This is a genomic window from Blastopirellula sediminis (genome assembly GCF_020966755.1).
GTDB classification, from domain to species: domain Bacteria; phylum Planctomycetota; class Planctomycetia; order Pirellulales; family Pirellulaceae; genus Blastopirellula; species Blastopirellula sediminis.
The window spans coordinates 1-22,650 of sequence record NZ_JAJKFT010000002.1 but is presented as its reverse complement, the minus strand read 5'-3'; the positions used below and the strand labels follow the sequence as shown (position 1 = coordinate 22,650).

Genomic DNA, 22,650 nt, shown 5'->3' with positions numbered 1-22,650 from the left:
CTTAGGTTGCGTCAAGACGCCAATGGTCGATCGAAATGTTCAAGTTCGATGTTTGCCTGAAGTTTGCCGCCATCGCCCTGATCGCCGCCGCAACATCGTCAAGCGACTCATCGGCTGGCTGAAAGAAATCCACCACATCCCAACCCGCTTCGAGAAGATCGTCGCGGACTTCCTGGGGGCGGGGCCGGCGCTGCTGGCGTTAATTCAGCAATACTTGAAACCGACTACTTACCAGTGACTTTTTTGCGGATCCCAGTAGGAGTACCTAGCCATGCGCATTCTGCTTTTTTCTTTCACGATGTTGGCCGGTTTTCTTCTCGCACCGCTCGCGCTCGCCGTTGTCTTGGGCATTAACGTCGCTGAGAAACCTCCTCGAAACGAAAAGGAAGCCATCAACAGATTGAATTCGCAAACTCAAATCTTGGTAATTTCGTCCGTTTTCGGAGTCGCCACTGGCTTTGTCATCGCTAGATGTATTACGAACTCAATATCAACGACGAAACCGGCAGACTAAACAAGTACGTACGCACGAGTGGAATTGGAATTTTGGCCTCGCTGTCCTTTTTCGAGAAGATACACATGAATTGGAAAGCCGATTTCATCGTCGACTCAAAAGGCAATTGCCGGTGCAATGATGTCAACTCGGAGCAGCCAAAAATCAAACCGAGAGATTGGGAAGCCGATTTTATCGTCGACTCAAAAGGTAATTGCCGGTGCAATAACGTCAACTCGGAGCAGCCGAAAATCAAACCGAGAAAATCGCCAAAAACTCCAGTAGTCTCGTACGGTGATCTGCATGGGAGTCCGTTGCCTGACCTTCCCACAATCGTTTTACTATTCCTCTCGTCATTGTGGCTTACACTATTTTACGTATGCATTTCCGTGTACTTCACGGAACTGACTTGGCTATTCAAGCCTACGGCCACAGCACAAATACACTCCATAATCGAACAAAACTCTCTAAGGATGATGGCGTCTCCACCTAAAGTCAGAACGACTCATCCCTTGTACAAATGGGGCATCGATCGCAATGTGAAATACGCATTTTCAGTGGACGGACACCAGTACTTTTTCTCTTCGACATCATTCATCGAGGGACGATCTGTACCTCCTAGTTTTTCAAACAACTCCACCCAACTGGACAGATCGAATATCCCCACGGACGACTATCCGCCCGTGACGGTTCAATATGTAAAAAACTTTCCTCAAATAAACCGTGAGAGCATGGGGCGACGGAGCATCTTCATGTCATTTGCTGGGATTTTTGCCTGCGTCGCACTTCCAGTGCTCGCGTATTGCGGCTGGGAAATTCTTCAAGCGAAGCGAAAGCGCCAACATATTTGAATGCGACAAAAGATGCGATACGCGACTGAAATCCAGGAATGCGTAGCTTGATCCAAAATCGCTTTCCGGCGGTTTGCGCCATATCACGAACATGCGGATAGCCTGGCATCTGGAAAAGCTCAACCGGGCGACTTTAGCGAGACTTTATTCTCGCTTCTCGACCGATCTGGGTGGAGCGCCCGGAGTGCTTCCCGACTTTTTTCAAGAATTCGTTACAGCTCGCGGGCCCCGAAATGCATCTGTTACTAGTGACGGCGACGTGCCGTAACGAATAACCGCCGCGACTGCCCTTCCCGGCTTGGGTCGCGTCAAAACGTCATCCGGAGATCGAAAGATGATCAATTTCACGAGCTGCCTGAAGTTCGCCGCCATCGCCCTGATCGCCTCGCAGTTGACGGGCTCGATGTCGTCCGCGGCTGAACCGTCCCATCAAGCCCTGGCGGCCCAAACCGAAACGGTGGCGTACAGCCACCACTATTTCGTCCAATTCTGGTGCAGTGGCGAATGGCATGAGTATGACGACTGCTTTGAAACGCGATGTGAGGCCCTGAAGGTGAAACGCCAATTCGAGGACCGGGGGTACCCGGCGAGGATTGTTTGCGAGTAGTAGCCAGCAAACCTGAGACTTCGAGGCGTAGAAGCCTCGGAGTCTGGTGCGGCGAATCCAGGCTACAACCTGCGTAATCTAGCAAAGCATTCGCGACGTTAAATGATTGGCTATCCCTATGAACGCGGACCCTTCTGCGCCAAACGACTCCTGGCCGCTCCTGGAGCAACTTCGGGACGACGCTTTAGAAGCGTTGAACGAATCCTGGCAGGCCGGACTGTTGCCAGCCATCGAGGACTATATTCCGCCGGAGTTAGCCTCGAACGTCCAATTGCTGGCCGACGTGCTCGATTCCGATTTGGAGTTTCGAGTACTCGCCGGAGAAGATATTCGCGTCGAACACTATTTCGAACGGTATCCCAACCTTCCAGCGAACGATGAAACGGTCATCCAGTTGCTCCTATCCGAGTACAAGTACCGGCAGCGACGTAACACGTTGGTCAATCCGCAAGAATTCTGCGAACGCTTTCCGGCTTACGCTGCGCGAATTCGCGGGGAATTGGAAACGCTTGCTGCATCGCCAAGACGCTGTTCGCGTTGCAATCAGGTCTTCGATGAAGCGAATCGACCAGATGAAGACCGACTTCGGTGCCCGATGTGCGAGCAGGAACTCGATGTCGTTAACCCCACCGAACTCACTAATCACACGTTTGGCAAGTTTCAACTCTTGACGGAAGTCGGAAAAGGCGCCTTTGGAACCGTCTATCAAGCGTTTGACACGCAATTGAAACGGGTAGTCGCCATCAAGATTCCTCATCACCACTTCCTTCCCGCTTCGGACGACGATCGCTTTCGACGCGAGGCGGTTAGCGCCGCGAAATTGCGACATCCAGGCATCGTTCCGGTATACGAAGTAGGTTCAGTCGGAGACATCCCCTATATCGTCTCGGAATTCGTGGAAGGCGTAAACCTTCACGAGTTTACCGCCGAACATGGCGATTCGGCGAAACAATTGACATTCGCCGAGTCAGCCAGAACCGTTTTGAACGTCGCTAGAGCCATGGCGGCCGCACACGCGGCCGGCGTTGTGCATCGCGATCTGAAGCCGGCCAACATCATGATATCAACCGACGATGGACCCCGTATCTTGGACTTTGGACTCGCCAAGCTCGTAAACAGTGAGGTATTACTCACCCTCAGTCGTGATCAGATGGGGTCGCCCGCCTATATGAGCCCGGAACTTGCTCGTGGGGATTCTCGTCATGCCGATGGACGAAGCGACGTCTTTAGCATGGGCGTCATTCTTTATGAATTGCTGTGCGGCGAACGGCCGTTTCGTGGTTACAGCGCAAATGACGTCATTATTCAAATCAGCGATGATGCAATCGAACCGCGTCGTCTTCGGGAGGTCAATCACAAGATTCCGGCCGATCTTGAGACAATCTGCTTAGGTGCGTTGTCGAAGCAAGTTCAAGATCGGTACCAGAGCGCCCAGGAGTTCGCTGACGAAATAGAACGATTTCTTACCGGAAAGAGTATCCTCCGACGTCCGCCGGGCGTATTTCGTCGCGCCTGGAAGTGGTGCAAACGGAATCGTATGGTTGCAGGCTTTACCTCAGCCATTGCCGCGACTTTCGCCATCGGTACGATCGTATCGCTGGCATTCGCCGCCGAGGCGACCCGGAATGCAAACACGGCGCGAGCGAACGCGCAACTTGCTGAACAAAGGGGACAACTTGCGATCGGTAGCCTTCGGATGCTGATAGAAGAGGTTAGTTCCGCCGTGGAGAACGTTCCAGAATTGCATGCCGTTAGCGAACGCCTGCTGAACGCTAGCGTCTTACGACTCGAAGACCTGCAAAAATCGCTCATCGACGACCACGAGGTGACGCGATTGACTGCCACGGCTTATTTGGCGATCGCAGACTCCTACGTCGCCATCCAAGCGGATGACAAAGCCGAACCGCTCTATTTGGCAGCAATGCGCGCGGTCGAAACCAGCCTGAAGGCGGACCCGGACAATCTGGATCTGATACGGGAACGCGCTGAAATCTTCAAGAAACTAGGCCTCCTCAAAGAATCGCAGGGAAACGCTCCAGCGGCAAGCGAGTCTAACCAACAGGCGATTGCGGAATTCCAACGCGTTGCCAATTCGCGACCGCACAACGACGCGGATCGGCACAACTTGGCAAGTGCAATTTACCAACAGGCAACCGCTTGCGAAAACGCGGGCGACCTTTCCGAAGCCCTCACGTATTATCGCCAAACGCACGACTTACTGACGAATCGTGCAGACTCGAACCATCTGTTTATGTTGGCGGAAGCGATTCATGGTATGGGCGAAATGCAACTGCACTTGGGCGATCTTGATTCGGCGGAACTCGCCTTTCAGAATTGCCTCCAAATCGCAGAAAAAGCCTCCGCGGCTGACAATTCGTCGATTCCGGCGCAGCTTCTGGCGTCTCGCGCTCACACGATGTTAGGGCTCGCAATGTTCAAGAGAGGTAATTCCCTGGCAGATTCCCAGGGAGAGCTTGAACAAGGTTTTCGGATCGCCTGCACGCTGGTCGAACGCAATCCTCGGAACGGTGAAGCGTGGGATATCTGCAAGTACGCCGGGCTTAACTATCTGCAGTGTGCCTGGGGTGGCCAGGACCGTGAGCTAGTTAAAGAACTGGAACTTGATTGTATTGAGATTGCTGAATACGTTCGAAATGCCGATCCCCAGAAATCGTCTCGGTCGGCCGAGTACGCGGAGATTCAAGTGCACATTGGCAATATGCGCAAACGGATTGGCGATATCCCAGAGGCGATTGACTACTATCGCCACGCTTCCCAAGAATATGACCGCTTCGAATCCCTCGATGCGTTATATGGGAGTTTTAACCTTACCGTTCTCCTTCGCGAGTTAGAACTGCGGTGCGATCTTGCGGAATTGGTACACGACGAACATCCCCAAGAACATTTGAATTTGCTGGAGCAGATTCTGACGACAAGCAACCTGATTCTTCAAAGGTGGCCGGAGAAAAAAGAAGCGCAAGCAGGTTTAATTTTCGCTCACTGGCGCCTTGCGGAACCCGATTTCGCAAACGGGAATATTTCAGAAGCTCTTAACCATTACCAAGCCGCTTTTCAGGCCAGTCAACAATCGACGCCTGGCGAAGCTCCCGTCATTGAGAACCTGCAAACACGCTCGCAAATCTGCGAACGTATCGTGATCTGTTACTCACAACTTCCTTTGGATGACGCAAATTCAAACCTGGCGCAGGCTATAGAATTTGCGGAAACATCAGTCGCAATTTTCGCTCAAATCGCAGCAATGGCGCCAGATCAACCAATTTGGATCGCCCGCCAAGCGGGCGCCACGAACAACCTAGGGAATCTTGTATCCGCACGCCATGATATAGCCGAGGCTCGTCGCCTTTTGAACCAGGCGGAAGAACTGATCACGACCCCTCTGGTAATCGCGGACGAAGAAACCAGCCGCTTCTACCTGAAGAAACGGATGGAGATTCAGCATTCGCTAATCGTTTTGGAAATGAACGATCGCAATTTCTCCGATGCGAAGAAGCATATCAACGCATTCTTAGAAGCGGTTCGTAGCACTCAGGACGCGCAGTATGAACTAGATGAGTCCGACTTCCTGATGTTTAAGAATTGCCTGGAAGCGGAAGTACTGGTCGCTGACGAGGCCGCCAATAAGGCGGAACAAGAGAATGAAAGCGAGACGCGACAAAATCTCTTTAATACTCGAATATCGCTCGCCATCTTTAACCAAAGATTTGGCCTTCACGATGAGGCAATTTCCCAGTTTGAGGCCGCTAGAAAAATGCTGCAGGATGCGCAACATAACGGCTTTGCCGGCGACCGTGTAAGCGACCTCCTAGACGAGCTGACTATGCATTCCTCTCGCAGTAAAAAAATGATCCAGTTGAACGTCGCTCTATACGGGGATCTAGATGCGATACTCGCACAGCCGCCGAATGAGATCCCCGACTTGTTGACGTTTCGCGACAGCCTTACCGAAACGGAACTTGCCGCCATGATTCTCTCTTGGAGATCTCCGTCGAGCAAAGAAGATCTATATGCCGCTGCATGTTGCTATGCTCTTTGCGCAAGCAAAGTTGCGCAGAACTCGTCCACCAAGGAGGCGCTCAGCGACTACTATCGCTTCCTCAACCTCTCCGAAGATTGCCGCCAGAGAGCGATAGGCTGCAGCTATCTGGACGTTTCGGATCCAACTATGGAGCCCCTATTAGATCAGTTACAGTTGCCGCTGCGAGACGCCGAGGGACCATCCGCTGATTGACGCCACAGAATATCGATCATTTCGTCTCAAAATATCGACGCATCTGTTCCTTAATTCGGCGTAGCGCGATAAAGACCATACTCTCCGAACATTTCACCTCTTCATGCTCACAGATTTCACGAATCGAATATCCGGCTATTCGAAGTTCCAGGATCTTTCGATCTCTCGGATGAATCAGCCGCTCGCTGACAACCCGAACCAATTCCTCTAACTCAGCGACCTCTTTGGGGCTCGGTTCCTTGGAAATGCCTTCGAGGATGTCGTTTGGAAACAACTCTCCGTCATCGCCCAATAAGGCAGGAGCCTCTTCTTCGCGACGTCCTACTCGTGAGACTCGCTGGCACTTTCGAATCAGAATCGTACAGAGCAAGCGCAGGAGTCCGTCCTTCTGCTCCTCGCGGTTGAAATCGAAGTTGTCAAACTTCCCCTCCTGATGACGCCGAAAGAACGTCCGCAGCGTAGACTGGACCACGTCGTCTGGATCCAGATGCTTTCTTACGTAGGGCGCGAGCTTAAGCGACGCCTTTCGCATTAGATGGTCGCGATAACGCATCGCTAGGAACTCCTGGGCCTCCCGATCTCCGTTCCTGGCGCGCGCCAACGTTTCCGTTATGTCCCACGAATCGGTCATGGCATCCCCCTAGAATCCCGGAAGCGAAACGTCGCCCCAAATTCTATCTTCGATACGTGCCGAATCACCATCTAAATATTTCAAGAATTCATTGCAGTCCAAAACGGCCAACTGGCATGTACTCTCTGGGGCCGTCGCCGCCCTGCTTTCAGTCGATACCCCCGATTGGTCTTAGTTCCTGACAAAACGCCAGTCGGACGCACCTTACTACCACGTTTATGTTCACCATTAGTCGCCCAAATCCCACATGTTTATCCTGCCGTTCTTTGTCCTTGCTTCTAAGGCGTATACCAAGAGCGACGCCGCTATGGCAAAGAACGCTATGGCGCATGACGCTTCAGTGAAAGCGGCCCCAGATGTTACGGTCCATGAAAGCTGGCAATACGTGGTCTGCCTAGAGATTTTTAAAGAATTTCTTACGCTCGCCGTCAAAGGCGCATGTAGTTTTTTGGCCGCCGCCGTCTTCTGTTCCGCGTATGGAATCTGCAGTGAAACAGTCTGGCTATTCGCACCGACTGCGACGGCAAGACTCGTTTCGTCGAGCAACCGGGACGCGTCCTTGGTCGATCCAACGCATTCAGAAGCTAAACGCGTCGCTCAAGTCAGAACCGGTTCATCTGAGGTTGAACGAATCGATACCTACAGCTTTTCCGTGAATGGAAACGAATACACGATCGAGGTCGGAGCGCACTCTCGCGCGAGTGATATTTCCCACGATTCAACGAATCACGCGATCGTTGACGCTACTCTTAGAATTCAATACTTCGGCTTCAATCCAAATTGGAACCGAGTCGCCGGTGAAGGCGTTCGCCGCCTCCTATGGTCACTATTGGGATTCTGCTCGTGTATCGTGATCTACCGCGTGGCAGTTCGCTGGGAGCACAAGTTTGACTGGATGGAATCGGAAGGCGATTACCTAGCTTAACGCAATCGAATCCCACGCAAATTCCGCGAATTTGGGTAAATGGCCATTTGCTAGCCGCGGAGTAGACGTCCAACTGTACACGTCCGTATGCGATTTTCCGACTGTGTCCGAGAGGAGGAAACCACGCGTGCGTGAATTCCAGTGTACGGACTTTGTGAGGACCGTAACGGGGTCCCACCATTTCATTTCCAACCATTCGGACAGTTCTCCCACGCGATTTCGCGTAACGTAGCGTCCTAAGACCCTAGCTCCGCAGCATCTCTTTTTCCTCGGAAAAGGCCGCCCGGCGGCCCATCCCAAGACGAACAATCGACGTCGGATCCGAATTCTCTAAAAAAACCGCGGATTCCGTTGCAGGTCGAACTCCCCAATTGGCATCCACACATAGCCACGGCAGTCGCCAGTCGGGAATACCAGACTTCCTTTATCAAGCGAGGCGTTTCGAATGTACGCTCCCAACCGTCGTTCCATGAAGAGCTTTGTTGCGATCGTCGGAATGCTAATTGCGATCCCAATCGCCCTCACCACCAGCAGCGTCGTCCGCGCACAGTCGGAATTCGAAGACGTCTACGCCCTCGGCATGAAGTGCCTTGAGGGCGATGAGTTCCAAAAAGCGATAGCGCATTTCGACAAAGCGATCGAACTGCAGCCGCAGAACCAGGCCGGATACTATGGCCGTGGTCTCGCTTGGCAAAACTATCCAGAGCCGGGGAACGCAGTCCAGGATTTTACCAAGGCGATTGAGATTGCCCCCGAGAACGCCTCTGCCTATCGCCAGCGCGGAATCGTTCAATACGACGAACTCAATTATAACCAAGCGATCACGGATCTATCCAAGGCCATCGAACTCTCCCCGCAAGACGCAGAAGCCTTTCGCTATCGAGGATCATCCTTCGTCGGCAACGGCGACTACGAAAGAGCCTCACTTGACTTTTCCAAGGCGATCAATATCGACCCCGGCGCCCCGCTCTACTACCGTTTACGCGCCGAATGCTGGACCGCCATCGCCGACGTAAAGCGGCGATGGGCGTACGAAGATCTCGCCAAGGCCGACGAAATTGATCCCGAGGTCGCCTATAGGAATGGGGTTGAGGGGTTGGAGGCGGAGGACTACGACGAAGCGGCTGCGGAATTCAGTCGCGCAATTGAACTGAATCCTGATCATGATCGCGCCTACCGCAAACGCGGCCTCGCCTGGTTCGCCAAAGCTGACTACGACCGAGCAATCGAAGATTTTGATAAAGCCGTTGCGCTCCGCCCTCAGGATGGCGAATTCTACCGTGATCGGGGCGACGCCTGGTTTTACCAGGGGGACTACGACAAAGCGATTGACGATTTTACCAAGGCGATCGAGGAGAATGCCAACGATTCGGTAGCCTACTGGTATCGCGGCGATGCGTGGGAAAGCAAGAACGATGTTGACCGGGCACTAGCCGATTACGCCAAGTGTACTGAACTTGATCCCGACAAGGCCTATTTAATTCGAGATCGAGGCAATCGTCGCTATCGCTTGGGAGACCACGCGGGAGCCGTCAGATACTTTGACGCCTACGACACCCTCGTTCCGGAAGTCGCCCAGGATTTTCGCCCGCTTGCCGACGCCATGCGTCGTGAGGTAATCGCGTTAGGCTACTCGGGCGACGTCGCCGACGACTTCACTGCAATGTTCCGAGGCAATGCGAAGGATTTAGCACATCTAAAGACGGAACTTGATGGCATTCGCGACCTGATGCATAAAGACGAAATCTCAGAATCAGTCGCCGCGTTGGCCGAGTCCGAAATCGTCGACCAACTAAAGGATCTTATCAAGTCAATGATTCCCAACTATGGCTACAACTGCGGCCATCTAGACGAAGTCACCCTCCAAGGCTTGGCAAGTTGCCGTGGATACTCAGAGGTTATTTCCGTGTTGGGACACTCCGTCGGCTTGCCTATTCGTTTCATTCAGATCTACCGAACGGCCGAGGAAATGTCTTTCGGCGCCTCCGGTCACATGGCTTGTCTTGTCGAATTGAGCGATGGCCGATCGATGATCATTGACCTCACGATTCCCTGTGATGAGACCCCATTCGTGCTGTCCCATGAGTTCCGACAAGAGGGTTGCTACTGGAAGCGAATTGAACAAGACAATTCGGCCGGGCTACATCGGACGATTCGAATCCAAGAGCCTCAGGAACAGACGCTGGAGAACTCGCTAAGGGGTGCAACCGAGATCGCGGAATTCGAGGCCGCCATCCAAGCCGCCCCCGACTGCAGCCTGGTTCATCTTCGCGCCGCGGAATATTTCGTTTCGATTGGCGACTATTCCAAAGCGATAGTTGAATTCGATAATGCGATTCGACTTGATCCGGAGTACCACTCGCTCTACTACGATCGAGGCAAAGCTTTCTATCGCCAAGCCGACTTTGAGAGGGCCATCAGCGATTTCTCTCATGCCATTGAACATGATCCAGGCTTTGCGGCAGCGTTTGTTCTGTGCGGTTCATCCTGGGAGAAACTTGGCGAAGTGGAGAATCGTGACGCCGACTATTGTCAAGCTGTCACTGCCATTTCCGACTCGGCTTACGTTGCGTATCTCGACCGCGCCAATGCCTGGAAACTCGTCGGCGATGAATCCCGGATGATCGCAGATCTCACGAAAGCGATTGCGATCGATCCCCAAAGCGCATACGCGTTTCGAGTGCGTGGAGACGCTTATTATTTCCAGGACAATTTCGATCAAGCGATCTCGGACTATACCAAGGCCCTTGAGATCGCGCCACTCGACGCCCAGACCTATCGGCGACGCGGGCGCTGCTGGTATTTCCAGAGCGACGACGATCAAGCGATATCGGATCTTAAAAAAGCAGTCGAAATCGACCCTCTGGATGCCATCGCTTACAGCTACCTCGGTGCCTGCTGGCATTCCAAGAAGGAATATGACCAAGCGATCGCCGATTACACCAAGTGCATTGAAATCGACCCCAAGGACGCGGCAGCCTACCGAGAACGCGGGGACGCTTGGCGCATGAAAGACGACTTTGCGAAAGCGATCGCCGACATCAACAAGGCGATCGAGATCGACCCTCAAGAGGCCCGGTCCTACCGATATCGAGGTAACGTCAATTACGACAAGAAAGACTACGACCAGGCGATCGCCGATTACACCAAGTGCATTGAAATCGACCCCAAGGACGCCGTAGCTTACCGAAATCGCGGTGACGCCTGGTATAACAAGGCTGACTACGACCAGGCGATCGCCGATTACTCCAAGTGCATTGGAATCGACCCCAAGGACGCGGCAGCCTACCGAGAACGCGGGGACGCTTGGGGCATGAAAGACGACTTTGCGAAAGCGATCGCCGACATCAACAAGGCGATCGAGATCGACCCTCAAGAGGCCCGGTCCTACCGATATCGAGGTAACGTCAATTACGACAAGAAAGACTACGACCAAGCGATCGCCGATTACACCAAGTGCATTGAGATCGATCCTCAGGACACCGTAGCTTACCAAAGTCGCGGGGACGCCTGGTATAACAGGGCTGACTACGACCAGGCGATCGCCGATTACACCAAGTGCATTGAAATCGACCCCAAGGACGCGGCAGCCTACCGAGAACGCGGGGACGCTTGGCGCATGAAACAGGACTTTGCGAAAGCGATCGCCGACATCAACAAGGCGATCGAGATCGACCCTCAAGAGGCCCGGTCCTACCGATATCGAGGTAACGTCAATTACGACAAGAAAGACTACGACCAAGCGATCGCCGATTACACCAAGTGCATTGAGATCGATCCTCAGGACACCGTAGCTTACCAAAGTCGCGGGGACGCCTGGTATAACAAGGCTGACTACGACCAGGCGATCGCCGATTACACCAAGTGCATTGAAATCGACCCCAAGGACGCGGCAGCCTACCGAGAACGCGGGGACGCTTGGCGCATGAAGAAGGACTATGCGAAAGCGATCGCCGACATCAACAAGGCGATCGAGATCGACCCTCAAGAGGCCCTGGCCTACCTTTATCGAGGTGACGTCAATTGCGACAAGAAAGACTACGACCAAGCGATCGCCGATTACACCAAATGCATTGAGATCGACCCTGAGTCTGCTTGGAACTTCAATACACTCGCTTGGTTCCTAGCAACCTGTCCGGATCCGCAATTTCGGGATGGAGCCAAGGCAGTCGCGAATGCAAAACTAGCGACCTCTCTCAGCACTGAACCGGACGCGTATTTAACTGGCACACTTGCCGCGACCTATGCCGAACTGGGAGACTTTGAGAATGCCGTCGCGACGCAAACCACAGCGGTCGAATTGGCGACGAAGAGCCAGGACGAGGATTTAGATGGGTTTCGCTTGCGATTGGAACTGTACCAGCAAGGGATGCCCTACCGGGACGACGAATGACCGACAACGAATCCGGATTCGTGTGCCCACTTCGCTCGCTCCTATTCCGTAGGAGCAATTGGCTGGATGAAGAGAGAGAGGCTCAAGAAGGAAGAGAAGATGAAAGAATGCCCGATTAACCCCAGAGGACTGGCGGGAATTTTACAATAGATTGCCGCCGCTCCTCTTCCTTCCCGCCACGTCCATGACGGCCCTTTTAGCCCTGCCCTGGCCATTAAAAAGGAGGGGAAGAAGCTAGTAATCCAGTAGAGTCCCTTGATAAGATGGTCATGTGTTTGAATTGACCATTTGTGCTGTCGAATTGGCAGGCGATATCTTGGTGGACGACACAAACCTACATCTCGAGTTCATGGACGCCAGCGTCGGTCAGACGACTCGTGATTTCGTTCCGAGGCCCTCAGGTAACTCTGATGAGTGACGATGGTCGCCTCTACGAAATGCTGGTGCGTTGGGGCGAAGCCCTGGAACGAGGCGAACAGCTTTCGGCCGAACAACTTTGCGCCGAATTCCCGGAGCTACTTGGCGAGCTCTCGCAGTTAATCAAGAACGTCGACGCTCTCCAGTCGTTCGTTGACACTGATGAAAATCGCTCCGGCGACGCGCTGCAACAGCCTGCTGCCGCTGCTGTCGATGGTCAAGCGAACCAAGTTCAACTCCCCTCCTCCGCGCTTACGCTCGATCAGTTCTGCCAAAGCCTGGTCGATTCCGAATTGGTAGACGAGAGCCATCTCGATCTCTACCGCCGTGATTACCCAGCATCCGACGCGGTCTCCTTTGCAAACCAGTTGGTAAACGGCACGAAACTGACCCATTTTCAGGCGACGGTCCTACTCGACGGTCGTGATCTGCCGCTGGTTTTAGATCGATACGTCATCCTCGACAAAATTGGCGCCGGCGGCATGGGCGAAGTTTACAAGGCCCTGCATCAGCAGATGGATCGCGTCGTGGCTCTCAAGATCCTTCCCAAGGCGATTGTTGATTCAGAGGAAAAGACCAAACGTTTTCAACGCGAAGTGAAAGCTGCCGCAAAACTGGAACATCCCAATATTGTCACCGCATTCGATGCGCGTGAATCGAAGGGAACTCTTTTTCTGGCGATGTCCTATGTAGACGGGCTCGACCTGGCCAATTTGGTTCGCACAAGCGGACCACTCTCCCCGGCTAAAGCAGTCAATTACATCGGCCAGGCGGCCGCCGGTCTCGCGCATGCCCACAAGCTTGGCGTCATTCACCGAGATATTAAGCCGGCCAATCTGCTGCTCGACAAAAGCGGGACCGTGAAGATTCTCGATATGGGACTGGCCCGGATCGAATCGACGGAGCCGCATCCCGAACAAACATCGTCGCTCGACCTCACCCAACCGGGTGCAGTTATGGGAACGGTGGCTTTTCTTGCGCCAGAGCAAGCCTTGGACACCCGTCTTGCCGACGCTCGCAGCGACATCTATTCGCTCGGCTGCACTCTCTACTACCTGGTGACCGCACGCCCTTTGTTTGTCGAGAATACCATGGTCAAAACGATCCTCGCCCACCGCGAAAACGCGATCCCCTCCCTCGAGAGCGACAACGTCCCCGTCGAACTCGATCTCGTTTTTCGCCGCATGGTAGCGAAGAAGCCGGAGGATCGGTTTCAGAGTATGACTGAATTGATCGATGCGTTGAATCAATTGACGCTGCCGAGCGAGGATGTCGCGGCACGCCCCCCGCAACTCGACTCTGACCTACAAGCCTTCAACGATACCGCAACCACGATCGAAACCAGCCGAATATTGCCCCCCCCAGCGCCATCTGCGACTCTGCCGCCCCGCCGCGGGCACTGGGGCCTCATCGCAGCATGCCTTCTCGGCTTGGCTGGTTTCGGCGGCGCCTGGGCGGCCGGGATCTTCCTGAAGGTCGAAACTCCAGCCGGGACGATTATTCTCGAAATCGACCAGCCTGAAATCGCCGGCGCCGAGGTCACGGTCGATGGCCAAAAGCGAATCACCATCAAGACCGGCGAGCGGCAAGAACCACTTCAGGTAACGGCCGATGAAAAAACCCATACGCTGAAGGTGGTCAAAGGAGGGTTTGAGACATTCACGAAGGAGTTTCGCGTGAAGGGAGGAGCCAACGAAACGATCCGCGTGCGACTGGAGCCGCTCCCTGTAGAGGTGGCAAAAGCGGAAAATACGACGCCGGCCCCTTCGGCGTCTTCGCCAACCAAAGCGGAACAACAGCCGGCGGCGATTGCGATGCAGGAGGATCCACATCGCCGGATCGCAGAAATGGCGATAAATCGAGGCGGTGTCGTGGGCATCGTCTCTTTTACCGACGGGGGCAAGGTATCGAAGCTCGAACAACTGCCGCCGACTAGGTTTGCCGTAGGAACTCTGTGGTGCGAAAACAATCCGGACATAACCGATCCCGATTTCGACTTGTTGAAAAACAGCTTTGGAATGGCCGGGCTGTTTGCTTACAACACGCGGCTAGGGGACCAGGGGCTCGCAGCGTTCGATCGTCATCTACCCCACCTAACACTTTCTCTCGGTCGAACTCAAGTGTCGGACCATGGGGTGAAGTCGCTCTCTACTGACTGGGGCCCATTGGCTATTCAATTGCCGTTTACGACAGTATCGGACGCCGCTTGTCGTCATTTGGGACAGATGTCGCAACTGAGGGAACTTGATCTTACCCATACGGAGATTACGGATGTGGGTTTGACGTATCTCGCCAATTCACCGACGATCCGAGGGTTGAATATCGCCAGTTGCAAGGTGACAGGACCGGGGATTCGAAAGTTGAACCAGGCCCGGAATCTTGAAGTCCTTTTTCTGACGCACAACAAGTTGGATGACTCGGCGATCGCCGATCTTGCGTCCCTTACGAATCTCCGCGTTCTTGATGTTCGAGATACGCAGATTTCAAGTGCCGGAGCGTTGGAACTACAACGCTTGATGCCAAACTGCATCGTCCTGCACCCTGCCGTGCCAACAGAAAAGTGCGAAATTCAAGCGGCGCGATGGGCCATTGAGAACGGGGCCAGAATCGTTTCACATTGGTCGCCGTTCATTCCTGACAAGAACAATGTGGATGCGATTCCGGAATATGACTTCGCGTTTAATGGGATCCTGTTCTCGGACGCCAGTTCGCCTGCCATCGCGACCGGACTTCGCAATTTAACCGATTTGAAATGCCTCCTCGCTTTGGAATTGCACAAACTAACAAACGCCGACGAGGGCCTAGCCCATATTTCTTCGCTTGACAGTTTAACGCAACTATTCCTAAATGAATCGGACGTAACTGCGGATGGAATGCTACTTTTAAAGGACCTTAAACAACTAGAAATCTTAAAATTGGGTCAGTGTAAGCAGATCGACGACCGAGCGGTTTCCGTCGTCGCGGAGTATCCTCAACTGCGTCTGCTAACTCTCTCGGGAACGCAAGTCACCAATGCCGGTCTTGAATCAATCGGGCAAGCGAAAAACTTGCGAGAGTTAAACCTGTCCCATTGCTACAAGGTATCCGACGATGGTATGCCGCACCTGATTCCGCTCGCCGGATTGAATCATTTAGGACTCGTCTACACGCCAATTAGCGACGCCGCAATTCCACATCTAATCCAACTAAATGGCCTAAGGACCCTCAACGTCAGTCGTACGAAGATCACTGCGGAAGGCGCCGCCAAACTTCAGGCCGCATTGCCACTATGCGTCGTATTTCACGAATCGCTGGAGAATACGCCGTGGCGGATGCCGGAGTTGAAATCGGAGTCGGCTTTTGTGATGCAGGACCCACAGCACAGCTTGGCAGAGATGATCCTCGATCGAGGAGGCGTAGTTGAAGTATTTGCCAGCACTAGTCGTCACGTAGTCAAGGACGTTGGAGATTTACCGAAAGGTCGCCTGGCCGTGCAATTGATCGCATTTATGGATGGCCGATTGGATGTGGCGGCGGACTGGAGAAAATTGGAAGAGGTCGCGTCGTTACAAGAACTGCAACTGCACAAAACACGTCTCCCGTCAGGAGGCGTTGCGGGACTAAAGCGAAACTTGCCCTACGCTCATGTCTGGTTCGACTATTCGAACGTATCGGACACGGACATCTTATCCTTGTCGACAAGCGAAGGCCCCTACGCGATTCATGCCGCTTACACCAACCTCTCGGACGACTCCTGCACGCAATTCGCAAAGATGGAATCTCTGCGCGATCTCGACGTTCACAACACAAAGATTACCGACGTCGGGGTCGCACGGCTCGCGACTTCCGCTTCGCTGCGACAGCTTTCCGTTTCTGGGTGCCCATGGGTGACGATCGCGGGGGTCAAGAAACTGGCAAACGCCGAGAATCTCCAGGTTCTACTGCTGTCGCGCAACAACTTGAACGATTCTGTTGTGGCGGATCTAGGGACGCTGAAAAATCTCCGCGTACTAGAACTTCGTGAAACCAGAATTACCAGCACCGGCGCCGCCGAACTACAGAAGCTATTGCCGGAATGCGTCGTGCTTCATCCAGACTTGCCAACGCAAGGCGGTGAACTTCATGCGATTCGCTGGGTAGCCGAGCAAGGTGGGAGGGCATTTTCCTATTGGTCGCCGTTTGCTCCCGACAAGAGCAACATCGACCAGCTAGGCGCCACGGATTTCGCGCTAACGGGAATCGTATTTGCCGATGCGAGCGATCCTGATATCGCAACCGGGATGCAAAACCTGTCGGCGCTGAAATACGTAGCGGCGATCGAATTTCCGAATCTGCAAAATGCGGACGCCGGCGTCGAACGCATCGCTTCCCTGCAAGGCGTTATCAGTTTGCGTCTTGATGGTTCCGATTTGACGGCGAAGGGATTGGAACATCTCCGGGGATTCCGCCAAATGGAAACGTTAATTTTGTCGAGATGTAAATCCCTGGACGACGCCGGCCTGTTCGTCCTGGCAGATTTTCCGTATCTGCGCGACCTGCAGTTTAGTGATACGCATCTTGGCGAACTTGGATTGGAGCAGGTTGCCAAGGCCGTCAACCTGCGACAGCTTATATTGACCCGTAGCCCGAACGTGACGGACGGTGGGATCGAGCACTTGAAATCCTTACAGAAGCTCAACCGCCTGGAATTGCTAGGCACAAGTATCACGGATGGCGCTATTCCCCATCTCGCAAAACTAAAGAGCTTGCGAATCCTCGACATCAACCGCACCAAAGTTACCGCCGAAGGCGCCGCCAAACTTCAGGCGGCGCTTCCGTTGTGCGTCGTCTTTCATGAATCGTTGATGGATACTCCGTGGCGCCTGCCGGAGAGGGAAGTTTCCAGTGCAGCGTCCGCCCCAACGCCTAAGTAGTGTCGATCTAACATTCCATTCTGCGATACCGATTCTGGGGGCGGTTTATCGGCGAAATAAGCAACGCGACATCGGGGCAGAAAATTATCTCTAGATTTCCGTGCAGTTAAGCCGCTTGAATCGCATTCATGTATAGCGAAGGCGTCGGACCTTCGCCCAATACGAACGCGACTGACCGCCAGTGCTCGGTCGGCGTCAACCTGCAATCGGAGACTTTGCTATGTTCACCGCCACTTCCTTTCGTCACGTTCCCGCCGCCCTTGCCTTGGTCGCCGCCATGTTGACCGGCTCTCTGGCGCCCGCCGCCGAATGCGGACGTTCGAGCGTCGCCCAGTCGCGGGTTATCGAAGACAGCTGTCATCACTATTACGTCTATTTCGCCGTTTGCGACGATGGGCCGTGGGTGAAATGCGACGAATGCTTTGACTCTATCTCGGCTGCGAAAGCGAAGGCGGCCTACTTCAAGGCGGCGGGCTTTGTGGTCAAAATCGAGTGCACGAAAGCCGCCTGCTAGTAAGCTGCGAAGTCCCTCGCCCCGATGCGATCCGCCTCGGGGCGGCGAGGCGATGCTGTAACGCTCCCAAGCGAAACTATCGCAAGATGGGGGTTTAATCTTCGCTGATTTTTCGCAGCTGCTCCTTGATCCGGTTCAGCGCGATAAAAACCATTCTTTCCGAGCATTGAACGTCTTCGTGCTCGCTAATCTCGCGGATCGGCACTTCCGCCATTCTGAGCTCAAGTATGGCTTGATCCCGCGGATTCTTCAGCCGCTCGGTGAGCGCCATCAGCAGATCGCTAAACGCGGCGATCTCTTGCGGCACCGGTTCTTTAGAAATGGCGTCCAAATCCTGACTCGACAATTCGTCTTCTGATCCATTGCCCCCTGCCGGATTCTTGGGAAGTTTGGCCGCTTCTCGCGCAGCCCGCTGGCATTTCCGAATCAGGATCAAAATGAGAAATCCAAGGAAGCCGTCCTTTTCCTCTCTATTGAAGTTATACCCGTCAAGCTTGCCAGCTTGATGTCGGCGAAAAAAGGTGCGAAAGGTCGATTGAACCACATCCTCCGGCTCCATGTGCCTCTGGATATAGGTCGCGAGATTCCGAGAAGCTGCGGACATCAGCTTGTCCATGTACCGGCTGACGATCAGCGTCTGAGCAGCTTTGTCGCCGCTTTTGGCGCGGGCCAAGAGCTCTTCCGTCGCGTGCGGTTCAGTCATCTTATCTTGCCTCCTATCCGCCCATCACAACCTGTCAACGGATCATACCATCGCGTCCCCCCAAAAAGCTATCTGCAAGCCGCAAAGATTTTTTGGAAATTGCCTTCAGTATCGGGAACGCGATGGGCATCCAGAAGTAGCGACGACGCCGTGCCAAAGCGACGTACCACCGCGAACGACGGTTCCAGACGCTTTAGCAACGAAGACGTCCCCGGAGGACAATTCCCCCTCCCGCCTTGCAGCCCAGCTTATTGAGTAACCCGAGTACCACTAATTTCTCCAAAGCCTTCTTTAGAAAGTGAGCAAAGCCATGTTCCAAAATCGCACCGCCAAAGGATTCTTCGCTTTAACCCAACTGTTTGTCGTCGCGTTCTTCGCGATTCAATCCGCCTCGACCGCCAATGCTGAAGAGTTCGTAAGCAATAAACATAAGTTCGCACTAACGCTTCCAGCACGCTGGGATCATATATGCGGGGACGAAACGAGCGAAACTTTTGGTGTCTATAATATGCGGAGCGATCTCACGGAGATTCTAATTGTAAACGTAACGACTGCCTCACCCGAGGTAGTGGACGGCGTTACCTACCCGAACCTTGCTTTGGCGACCCAGAAGTATATCGAGACCATTATACCCGGAGCGGTTTTCTCGCGACCGCGTCCGCTTTGCGTGGGCGGAAACTATGCGTGGAAGTTCAATTACGATTGGGAACTTGAAGAAGGTCGGGCGGTGACTACTCATCAATGGATGGTTGTTAACAAGTGGCGACTATACTCCATCACCTGGTCTGCGCACACGGACGCCACAAATGCAAAAGAGGCGACGGCCATTGTGAAAGACTTAAAATTTAGATAGCAACCAGCATTCGTCATGCGAGCTAAAACGAATCTGAAACGAACACCCGGACGAAACTAAAAGCCGTTGGCAATGTCGCCAGCGGCTTTGCTTTTACTTCTATGCGTTCCGTTTCCAGCGGTATTTATTCGGATCGCTGATTTCGATTCATGTATTTCGCAGGAACCTCTACGCCAGGCTCTAGAAGAACAGCTCACACATACAACCCAGCCAACTTCCTAGCTGCCTCGCTCATTTCACCTGCTTATGAACCAAGCGTACCACCTTGCCCCCACTGGTTAGGCCCTTCGGTGCCAGGCACTCGTAGGCATCGAAGTATCCCTGCTAACTATTCCACGCGAAGGGACTTCAGATCACGGCGGCAGATCGCTTGAAGAGTTGTCTGCAAGCCGCAAGATTTTTCCAGAATTGTCTTCAGTATCGGCCGCAGTTCAGGCATTCACGGGTAGCGACGGCGCCGTGCCAAAGCAACGTTGACTCGCAAACGACCGCTCCCGTTGATACTGCAACGACAACGCCCCCGGAGGTCTAGTCATCCGCCCGTCTTGCAGCCCGTTTATGAGTGACCAGTGTACCGATCATTCGTCCGAAATCTTCTTCAGAAAGTGAGCAAAGCCATGTTCCAAAATCGCACCGCCAAAGGACTCTTCGTTTTCTCTCAACTGCTTGTCGTCACGTTTTTCGCAACTCAAGCCGCCTCGACCATTGCCGCCGAACATTACGTCTGCTCCGAACACCGATTCACCCTCACCATACCCGATGGCTGGGTTCAGGCCGATACCTCGAAAATGGAAGCGGATTTTGCAGTCTATGTCCCAGATGATGAATTCCAGGAAAACGTGACCATTCTCGCCACGGAGATCAGCGTCGAGGCCAAGGAGGCATTCTATGACCCGAATTTTCCGCTGTTCGTCCAGAAGAACTTAAAGGAGCTTTTGCCGAACGCCACCATGGATCGACCGAAAAGAACGACCATCGACGGAAAATCAGCTTGGAAGCTCAGCGCTTGGTGGGAAGCTGAAGGAGAATGCCACCGAATCAATCACTGGCTAGTCGTGCACAAGCACCGACTCTACGCCATCACGTGGGCTTCGAAGTCGACGCGAACGAGCCCAACGCAAGTCACGGAGATGATCAAGTCGATCCGCCTTCTTTAGCAGCACTGTTGGAATTGTGGTTCTAAGAGAGATTCGCAACGAACAGAACACACTGGAAGCCGCTGGCATACCAAACAGCAACCAAATCGCATGTCGGAATAGCCAAAAGAATGAAAACGGCGGGCCGCCCTTGGGGCGGCCCGCTTCGTTCATTTTGACACAAAGTCGATTTAGCGCCGTCGCGATCCACGGCTTCGGCCAACATGGTAGCCTTTGCGGCTATGGATCCGATTCCCCAATCGGTAGCGGATCCCAGATGAGAACCAGATGGAAACGTTAATGGCGCCGCCTATCGCTAAACGTTTTGCTCGGCGAATCCTACAACGCTTACTTCGTACGTCAGAAAAGATTGACCATGATTCAACCAAAATCTAGCCTTCAGAGCACTGATATCTAAAAAAAAGACCGGTGGGAGCGCCCTTTCGGACGCTCCCACCGGTTCAGGCTAACCTCCGCGTAAAGGTAGCGTTTCATTTGGGTTCTGCTTCGCCAGCGAATACCGCGTTCTCCGCCGTTGTTCTCTACCTCCACGCCTCCGACTGTTGAGAAATAAGCGCAGATTCTCCTGTCGACACCCGAATATGTTCTTAGCTGGATTTCTAAGCGGCACGCGACGCATCGCTCGGCCCCCAGTAAGCCCGTTGATACCGCTCCGCTTCTAACTCGTCCCAGTCGACGACTTGCGGATTCCTGACGTCCTCAAACTGGTCGAGTTCCTCTAGGGACATCTCGAGTTGAAACCCGAGTCGGCCGATCCGACTGATCGATTCGCCTGTCGCAGCGGCGACGGCGCGATGGATGTCTCGTAAACGCATCCTGTATTCCTTGATCGTTAATTGGCAAAAAAAATCCCCAGCCGCGCGTAATTGGGCGCAGCCGGGGATAGAAAGCTGAATTGAAGAACAGAGACCTGACTGGGTTACAGCCAATGGAGTTCTAGCCAGGCGACTTCGGCCGCAAGGGCATCGCTGCGTCGAGTGAACGGGCCGAGCCGCGGACCTTGGACGGGCGTCAGATCGGCCCACCAGGTTCCATTTAGAATTGGCTCAACGAAGGAGCCGCGAGAGATCGTCAACTGGCCGATCTGCGAGAGGTCGATCGCTTCTTCATAGAGACAGCGAATCTGGCCGTCAGTTTCGATGATCAGATGCATTCGAACCTCACTTTGGAGTCCGCAGCAGCCGACGGCGCGGACGGTCGACGAGAAGGTCATCCAACAGCCCGGTCACGCCCGATAGCTGACTGGCGACTTCTCGCCGCAGATTTGCATCATCGCGCAGCGTTTGCGGACGCACGCCCTGGACAATCTGTCGGCATTGCTCGACGAGAGAATCCAACTGCTCGCTGGATCGCAGATTGAGCGACTGAAAGCGAGTGAAGAACTCTTGCAAGTTGCCGATCGCGGAATCGCGAAAGACTTTCGGTTGTCCATCCGCTTCGCCAGTCAATCGTTCCGTCAGGTGAGAGACGAGTCGACCCAACTCTTCGACGAACGCCTGCTCCGCCATTTGGACCGCTTCGTCGAATCGAGCCTGGACGCGGCGTGACTCGGCTTCAAACAGTTCGGGATCGAGCCGTCGCAAGTAGGTCGGCGGCTCGACGCTCGGAAAATCCCAGCTCACCTCAAAAGCGCCGTCCAAGGAAACAGGATAGTCCCGTTCGTTGTAGAGCGTTCCGAGTCGAATCCGGGCAGCTGACTTGAGCTCCTCAAACTCTGCGTCGAGATTCGTCACCGCGAGCGTCAGATCGTCGCGAAAGCGTCCCATTTCGTCTTGAAACGCCTGCAGCCGATTCTGCGGGATCAGGCGGATCGCGGGCTCGGGAAATGGCAGGCTGATCGCTCGCCAGTAGCCGCGGGCGTTATTGCGAACGGCCGAGACCGCCTTGAAGGCGGGGCATCGCGTATCCAACAGTTTTTTCCCGGCGCTTAAGAAATCGCCAGCCGCATCAAACGACTCGGCGGCT

The 22,650-nt window shown here is 53.9% G+C and carries 14 protein-coding genes; 9 read left to right on the top strand and 5 right to left on the bottom strand.

Annotated elements, in window-relative coordinates; all coding sequences use genetic code 11:
- The first annotated feature begins 52 nt into the window (after nt 1-52).
- The 3 genes from LOC68_RS00935 to LOC68_RS00925 all read left to right on the top strand — a co-directional run bounded on the left by LOC68_RS00935 (nt 53) and on the right by LOC68_RS00925 (nt 6,200).
- Nucleotides 53-238 carry a hypothetical protein gene (locus LOC68_RS00935; RefSeq protein WP_230214488.1) on the top strand — a complete coding sequence of 62 codons (186 nt, stop codon included), beginning with the start codon at nt 53-55 and terminating at the stop codon, nt 236-238.
- Between the two features lie 1,440 nt (nt 239-1,678).
- Nucleotides 1,679-1,951 (top strand): hypothetical protein, encoded by a 273-nt coding sequence (locus LOC68_RS00930; RefSeq protein ID WP_230214484.1) that lies wholly within the window; start codon nt 1,679-1,681, stop codon nt 1,949-1,951.
- Between the two features lie 118 nt (nt 1,952-2,069).
- On the top strand, nt 2,070-6,200 hold the full coding sequence (locus tag LOC68_RS00925; RefSeq protein ID WP_230214481.1) for a serine/threonine-protein kinase: 4,131 nt from the start codon (nt 2,070-2,072) through the stop codon (nt 6,198-6,200).
- A gap of 16 nt (nt 6,201-6,216) precedes the next feature.
- Here LOC68_RS00925 and LOC68_RS00920 read toward each other — a convergent pair whose 3' ends face one another.
- Nucleotides 6,217-6,831: an RNA polymerase sigma factor gene (locus LOC68_RS00920; RefSeq protein WP_230214478.1), complete on the bottom strand. Its 615-nt coding sequence runs from the start codon at nt 6,829-6,831 to the stop codon at nt 6,217-6,219.
- Nucleotides 6,832-7,078: 247 nt separating this feature from the next.
- Here LOC68_RS00920 and LOC68_RS00915 point away from each other — a divergent pair, with 247 nt between their 5' ends.
- The 4 genes from LOC68_RS00915 to LOC68_RS00900 all read left to right on the top strand — a co-directional run bounded on the left by LOC68_RS00915 (nt 7,079) and on the right by LOC68_RS00900 (nt 17,972).
- On the top strand, nt 7,079-7,756 hold the full coding sequence (locus tag LOC68_RS00915; RefSeq protein WP_230214475.1) for a hypothetical protein: 678 nt from the start codon (nt 7,079-7,081) through the stop codon (nt 7,754-7,756).
- A 445-nt stretch (nt 7,757-8,201) separates the two neighbouring features.
- Nucleotides 8,202-12,149 carry a tetratricopeptide repeat protein gene (locus LOC68_RS00910; protein WP_230214473.1) on the top strand — a complete coding sequence of 1,316 codons (3,948 nt, stop codon included), beginning with the start codon at nt 8,202-8,204 and terminating at the stop codon, nt 12,147-12,149.
- A 410-nt stretch (nt 12,150-12,559) separates the two neighbouring features.
- Nucleotides 12,560-17,458 carry a protein kinase domain-containing protein gene (locus LOC68_RS00905; RefSeq protein ID WP_230214469.1) on the top strand — a complete coding sequence of 1,633 codons (4,899 nt, stop codon included), beginning with the start codon at nt 12,560-12,562 and terminating at the stop codon, nt 17,456-17,458.
- 220 nt (nt 17,459-17,678) lie between these two features.
- Entirely contained in the window at nt 17,679-17,972 is a 294-nt protein-coding gene (locus tag LOC68_RS00900) for a hypothetical protein (RefSeq protein ID WP_230214468.1), read from the top strand.
- A gap of 94 nt (nt 17,973-18,066) precedes the next feature.
- On the opposite strand, the gene LOC68_RS00895 is transcribed toward LOC68_RS00900, so the two are convergent.
- Nucleotides 18,067-18,645: an ECF-type sigma factor gene (locus tag LOC68_RS00895; RefSeq protein WP_230214467.1), complete on the bottom strand. Its 579-nt coding sequence runs from the start codon at nt 18,643-18,645 to the stop codon at nt 18,067-18,069.
- 340 nt (nt 18,646-18,985) lie between these two features.
- Here LOC68_RS00895 and LOC68_RS00890 point away from each other — a divergent pair, with 340 nt between their 5' ends.
- The gene (locus tag LOC68_RS00890) at nt 18,986-19,528 is read left to right on the top strand and encodes a hypothetical protein (protein WP_230214466.1); all 543 of its coding nucleotides are present in this window, start codon (nt 18,986-18,988) and stop codon (nt 19,526-19,528) included.
- Between the two features lie 617 nt (nt 19,529-20,145).
- Entirely contained in the window at nt 20,146-20,685 is a 540-nt protein-coding gene (locus tag LOC68_RS00885; protein WP_230214465.1) for a PsbP-related protein, read from the top strand.
- A 599-nt stretch (nt 20,686-21,284) separates the two neighbouring features.
- Here LOC68_RS00885 and LOC68_RS00880 read toward each other — a convergent pair.
- From LOC68_RS00880 to LOC68_RS00870, 3 genes are all read right to left on the bottom strand, one after another.
- Nucleotides 21,285-21,500 carry a hypothetical protein gene (locus LOC68_RS00880; RefSeq protein ID WP_230214464.1) on the bottom strand — a complete coding sequence of 72 codons (216 nt, stop codon included), beginning with the start codon at nt 21,498-21,500 and terminating at the stop codon, nt 21,285-21,287.
- A gap of 104 nt (nt 21,501-21,604) precedes the next feature.
- The gene (locus LOC68_RS00875; RefSeq protein WP_230214462.1) at nt 21,605-21,838 is read right to left on the bottom strand and encodes a hypothetical protein; all 234 of its coding nucleotides are present in this window, start codon (nt 21,836-21,838) and stop codon (nt 21,605-21,607) included.
- A 7-nt stretch (nt 21,839-21,845) separates the two neighbouring features.
- Nucleotides 21,846-22,650 (bottom strand): hypothetical protein (locus LOC68_RS00870; RefSeq protein ID WP_230214460.1); only part of this gene is annotated, 805 nt, incomplete at its 5' end.

Bases quoted from the DNA above. Each gene is read 5' to 3' on its own strand.
- LOC68_RS00930 (WP_230214484.1), top strand. From the start codon at position 1,679: ATGATCAATTTCACGAGCTGCCTGAAGTTCGCCGCCATCGCCCTGATC.
- LOC68_RS00925 (WP_230214481.1), top strand. From the start codon at position 2,070: ATGAACGCGGACCCTTCTGCGCCAAACGACTCCTGGCCGCTCCTGGAG.
- LOC68_RS00920 (WP_230214478.1), bottom strand. From the start codon at position 6,831: ATGACCGATTCGTGGGACATAACGGAAACGTTGGCGCGCGCCAGGAAC.
- LOC68_RS00915 (WP_230214475.1), top strand. From the start codon at position 7,079: ATGTTTATCCTGCCGTTCTTTGTCCTTGCTTCTAAGGCGTATACCAAG.
- LOC68_RS00910 (WP_230214473.1), top strand. From the start codon at position 8,202: ATGTACGCTCCCAACCGTCGTTCCATGAAGAGCTTTGTTGCGATCGTC.
- LOC68_RS00905 (WP_230214469.1), top strand. From the start codon at position 12,560: ATGAGTGACGATGGTCGCCTCTACGAAATGCTGGTGCGTTGGGGCGAA.
- LOC68_RS00900 (WP_230214468.1), top strand. From the start codon at position 17,679: ATGTTCACCGCCACTTCCTTTCGTCACGTTCCCGCCGCCCTTGCCTTG.
- LOC68_RS00890 (WP_230214466.1), top strand. From the start codon at position 18,986: ATGTTCCAAAATCGCACCGCCAAAGGATTCTTCGCTTTAACCCAACTG.
- LOC68_RS00885 (WP_230214465.1), top strand. From the start codon at position 20,146: ATGTTCCAAAATCGCACCGCCAAAGGACTCTTCGTTTTCTCTCAACTG.
- LOC68_RS00880 (WP_230214464.1), bottom strand. From the start codon at position 21,500: ATGCGTTTACGAGACATCCATCGCGCCGTCGCCGCTGCGACAGGCGAA.
- LOC68_RS00875 (WP_230214462.1), bottom strand. From the start codon at position 21,838: ATGCATCTGATCATCGAAACTGACGGCCAGATTCGCTGTCTCTATGAA.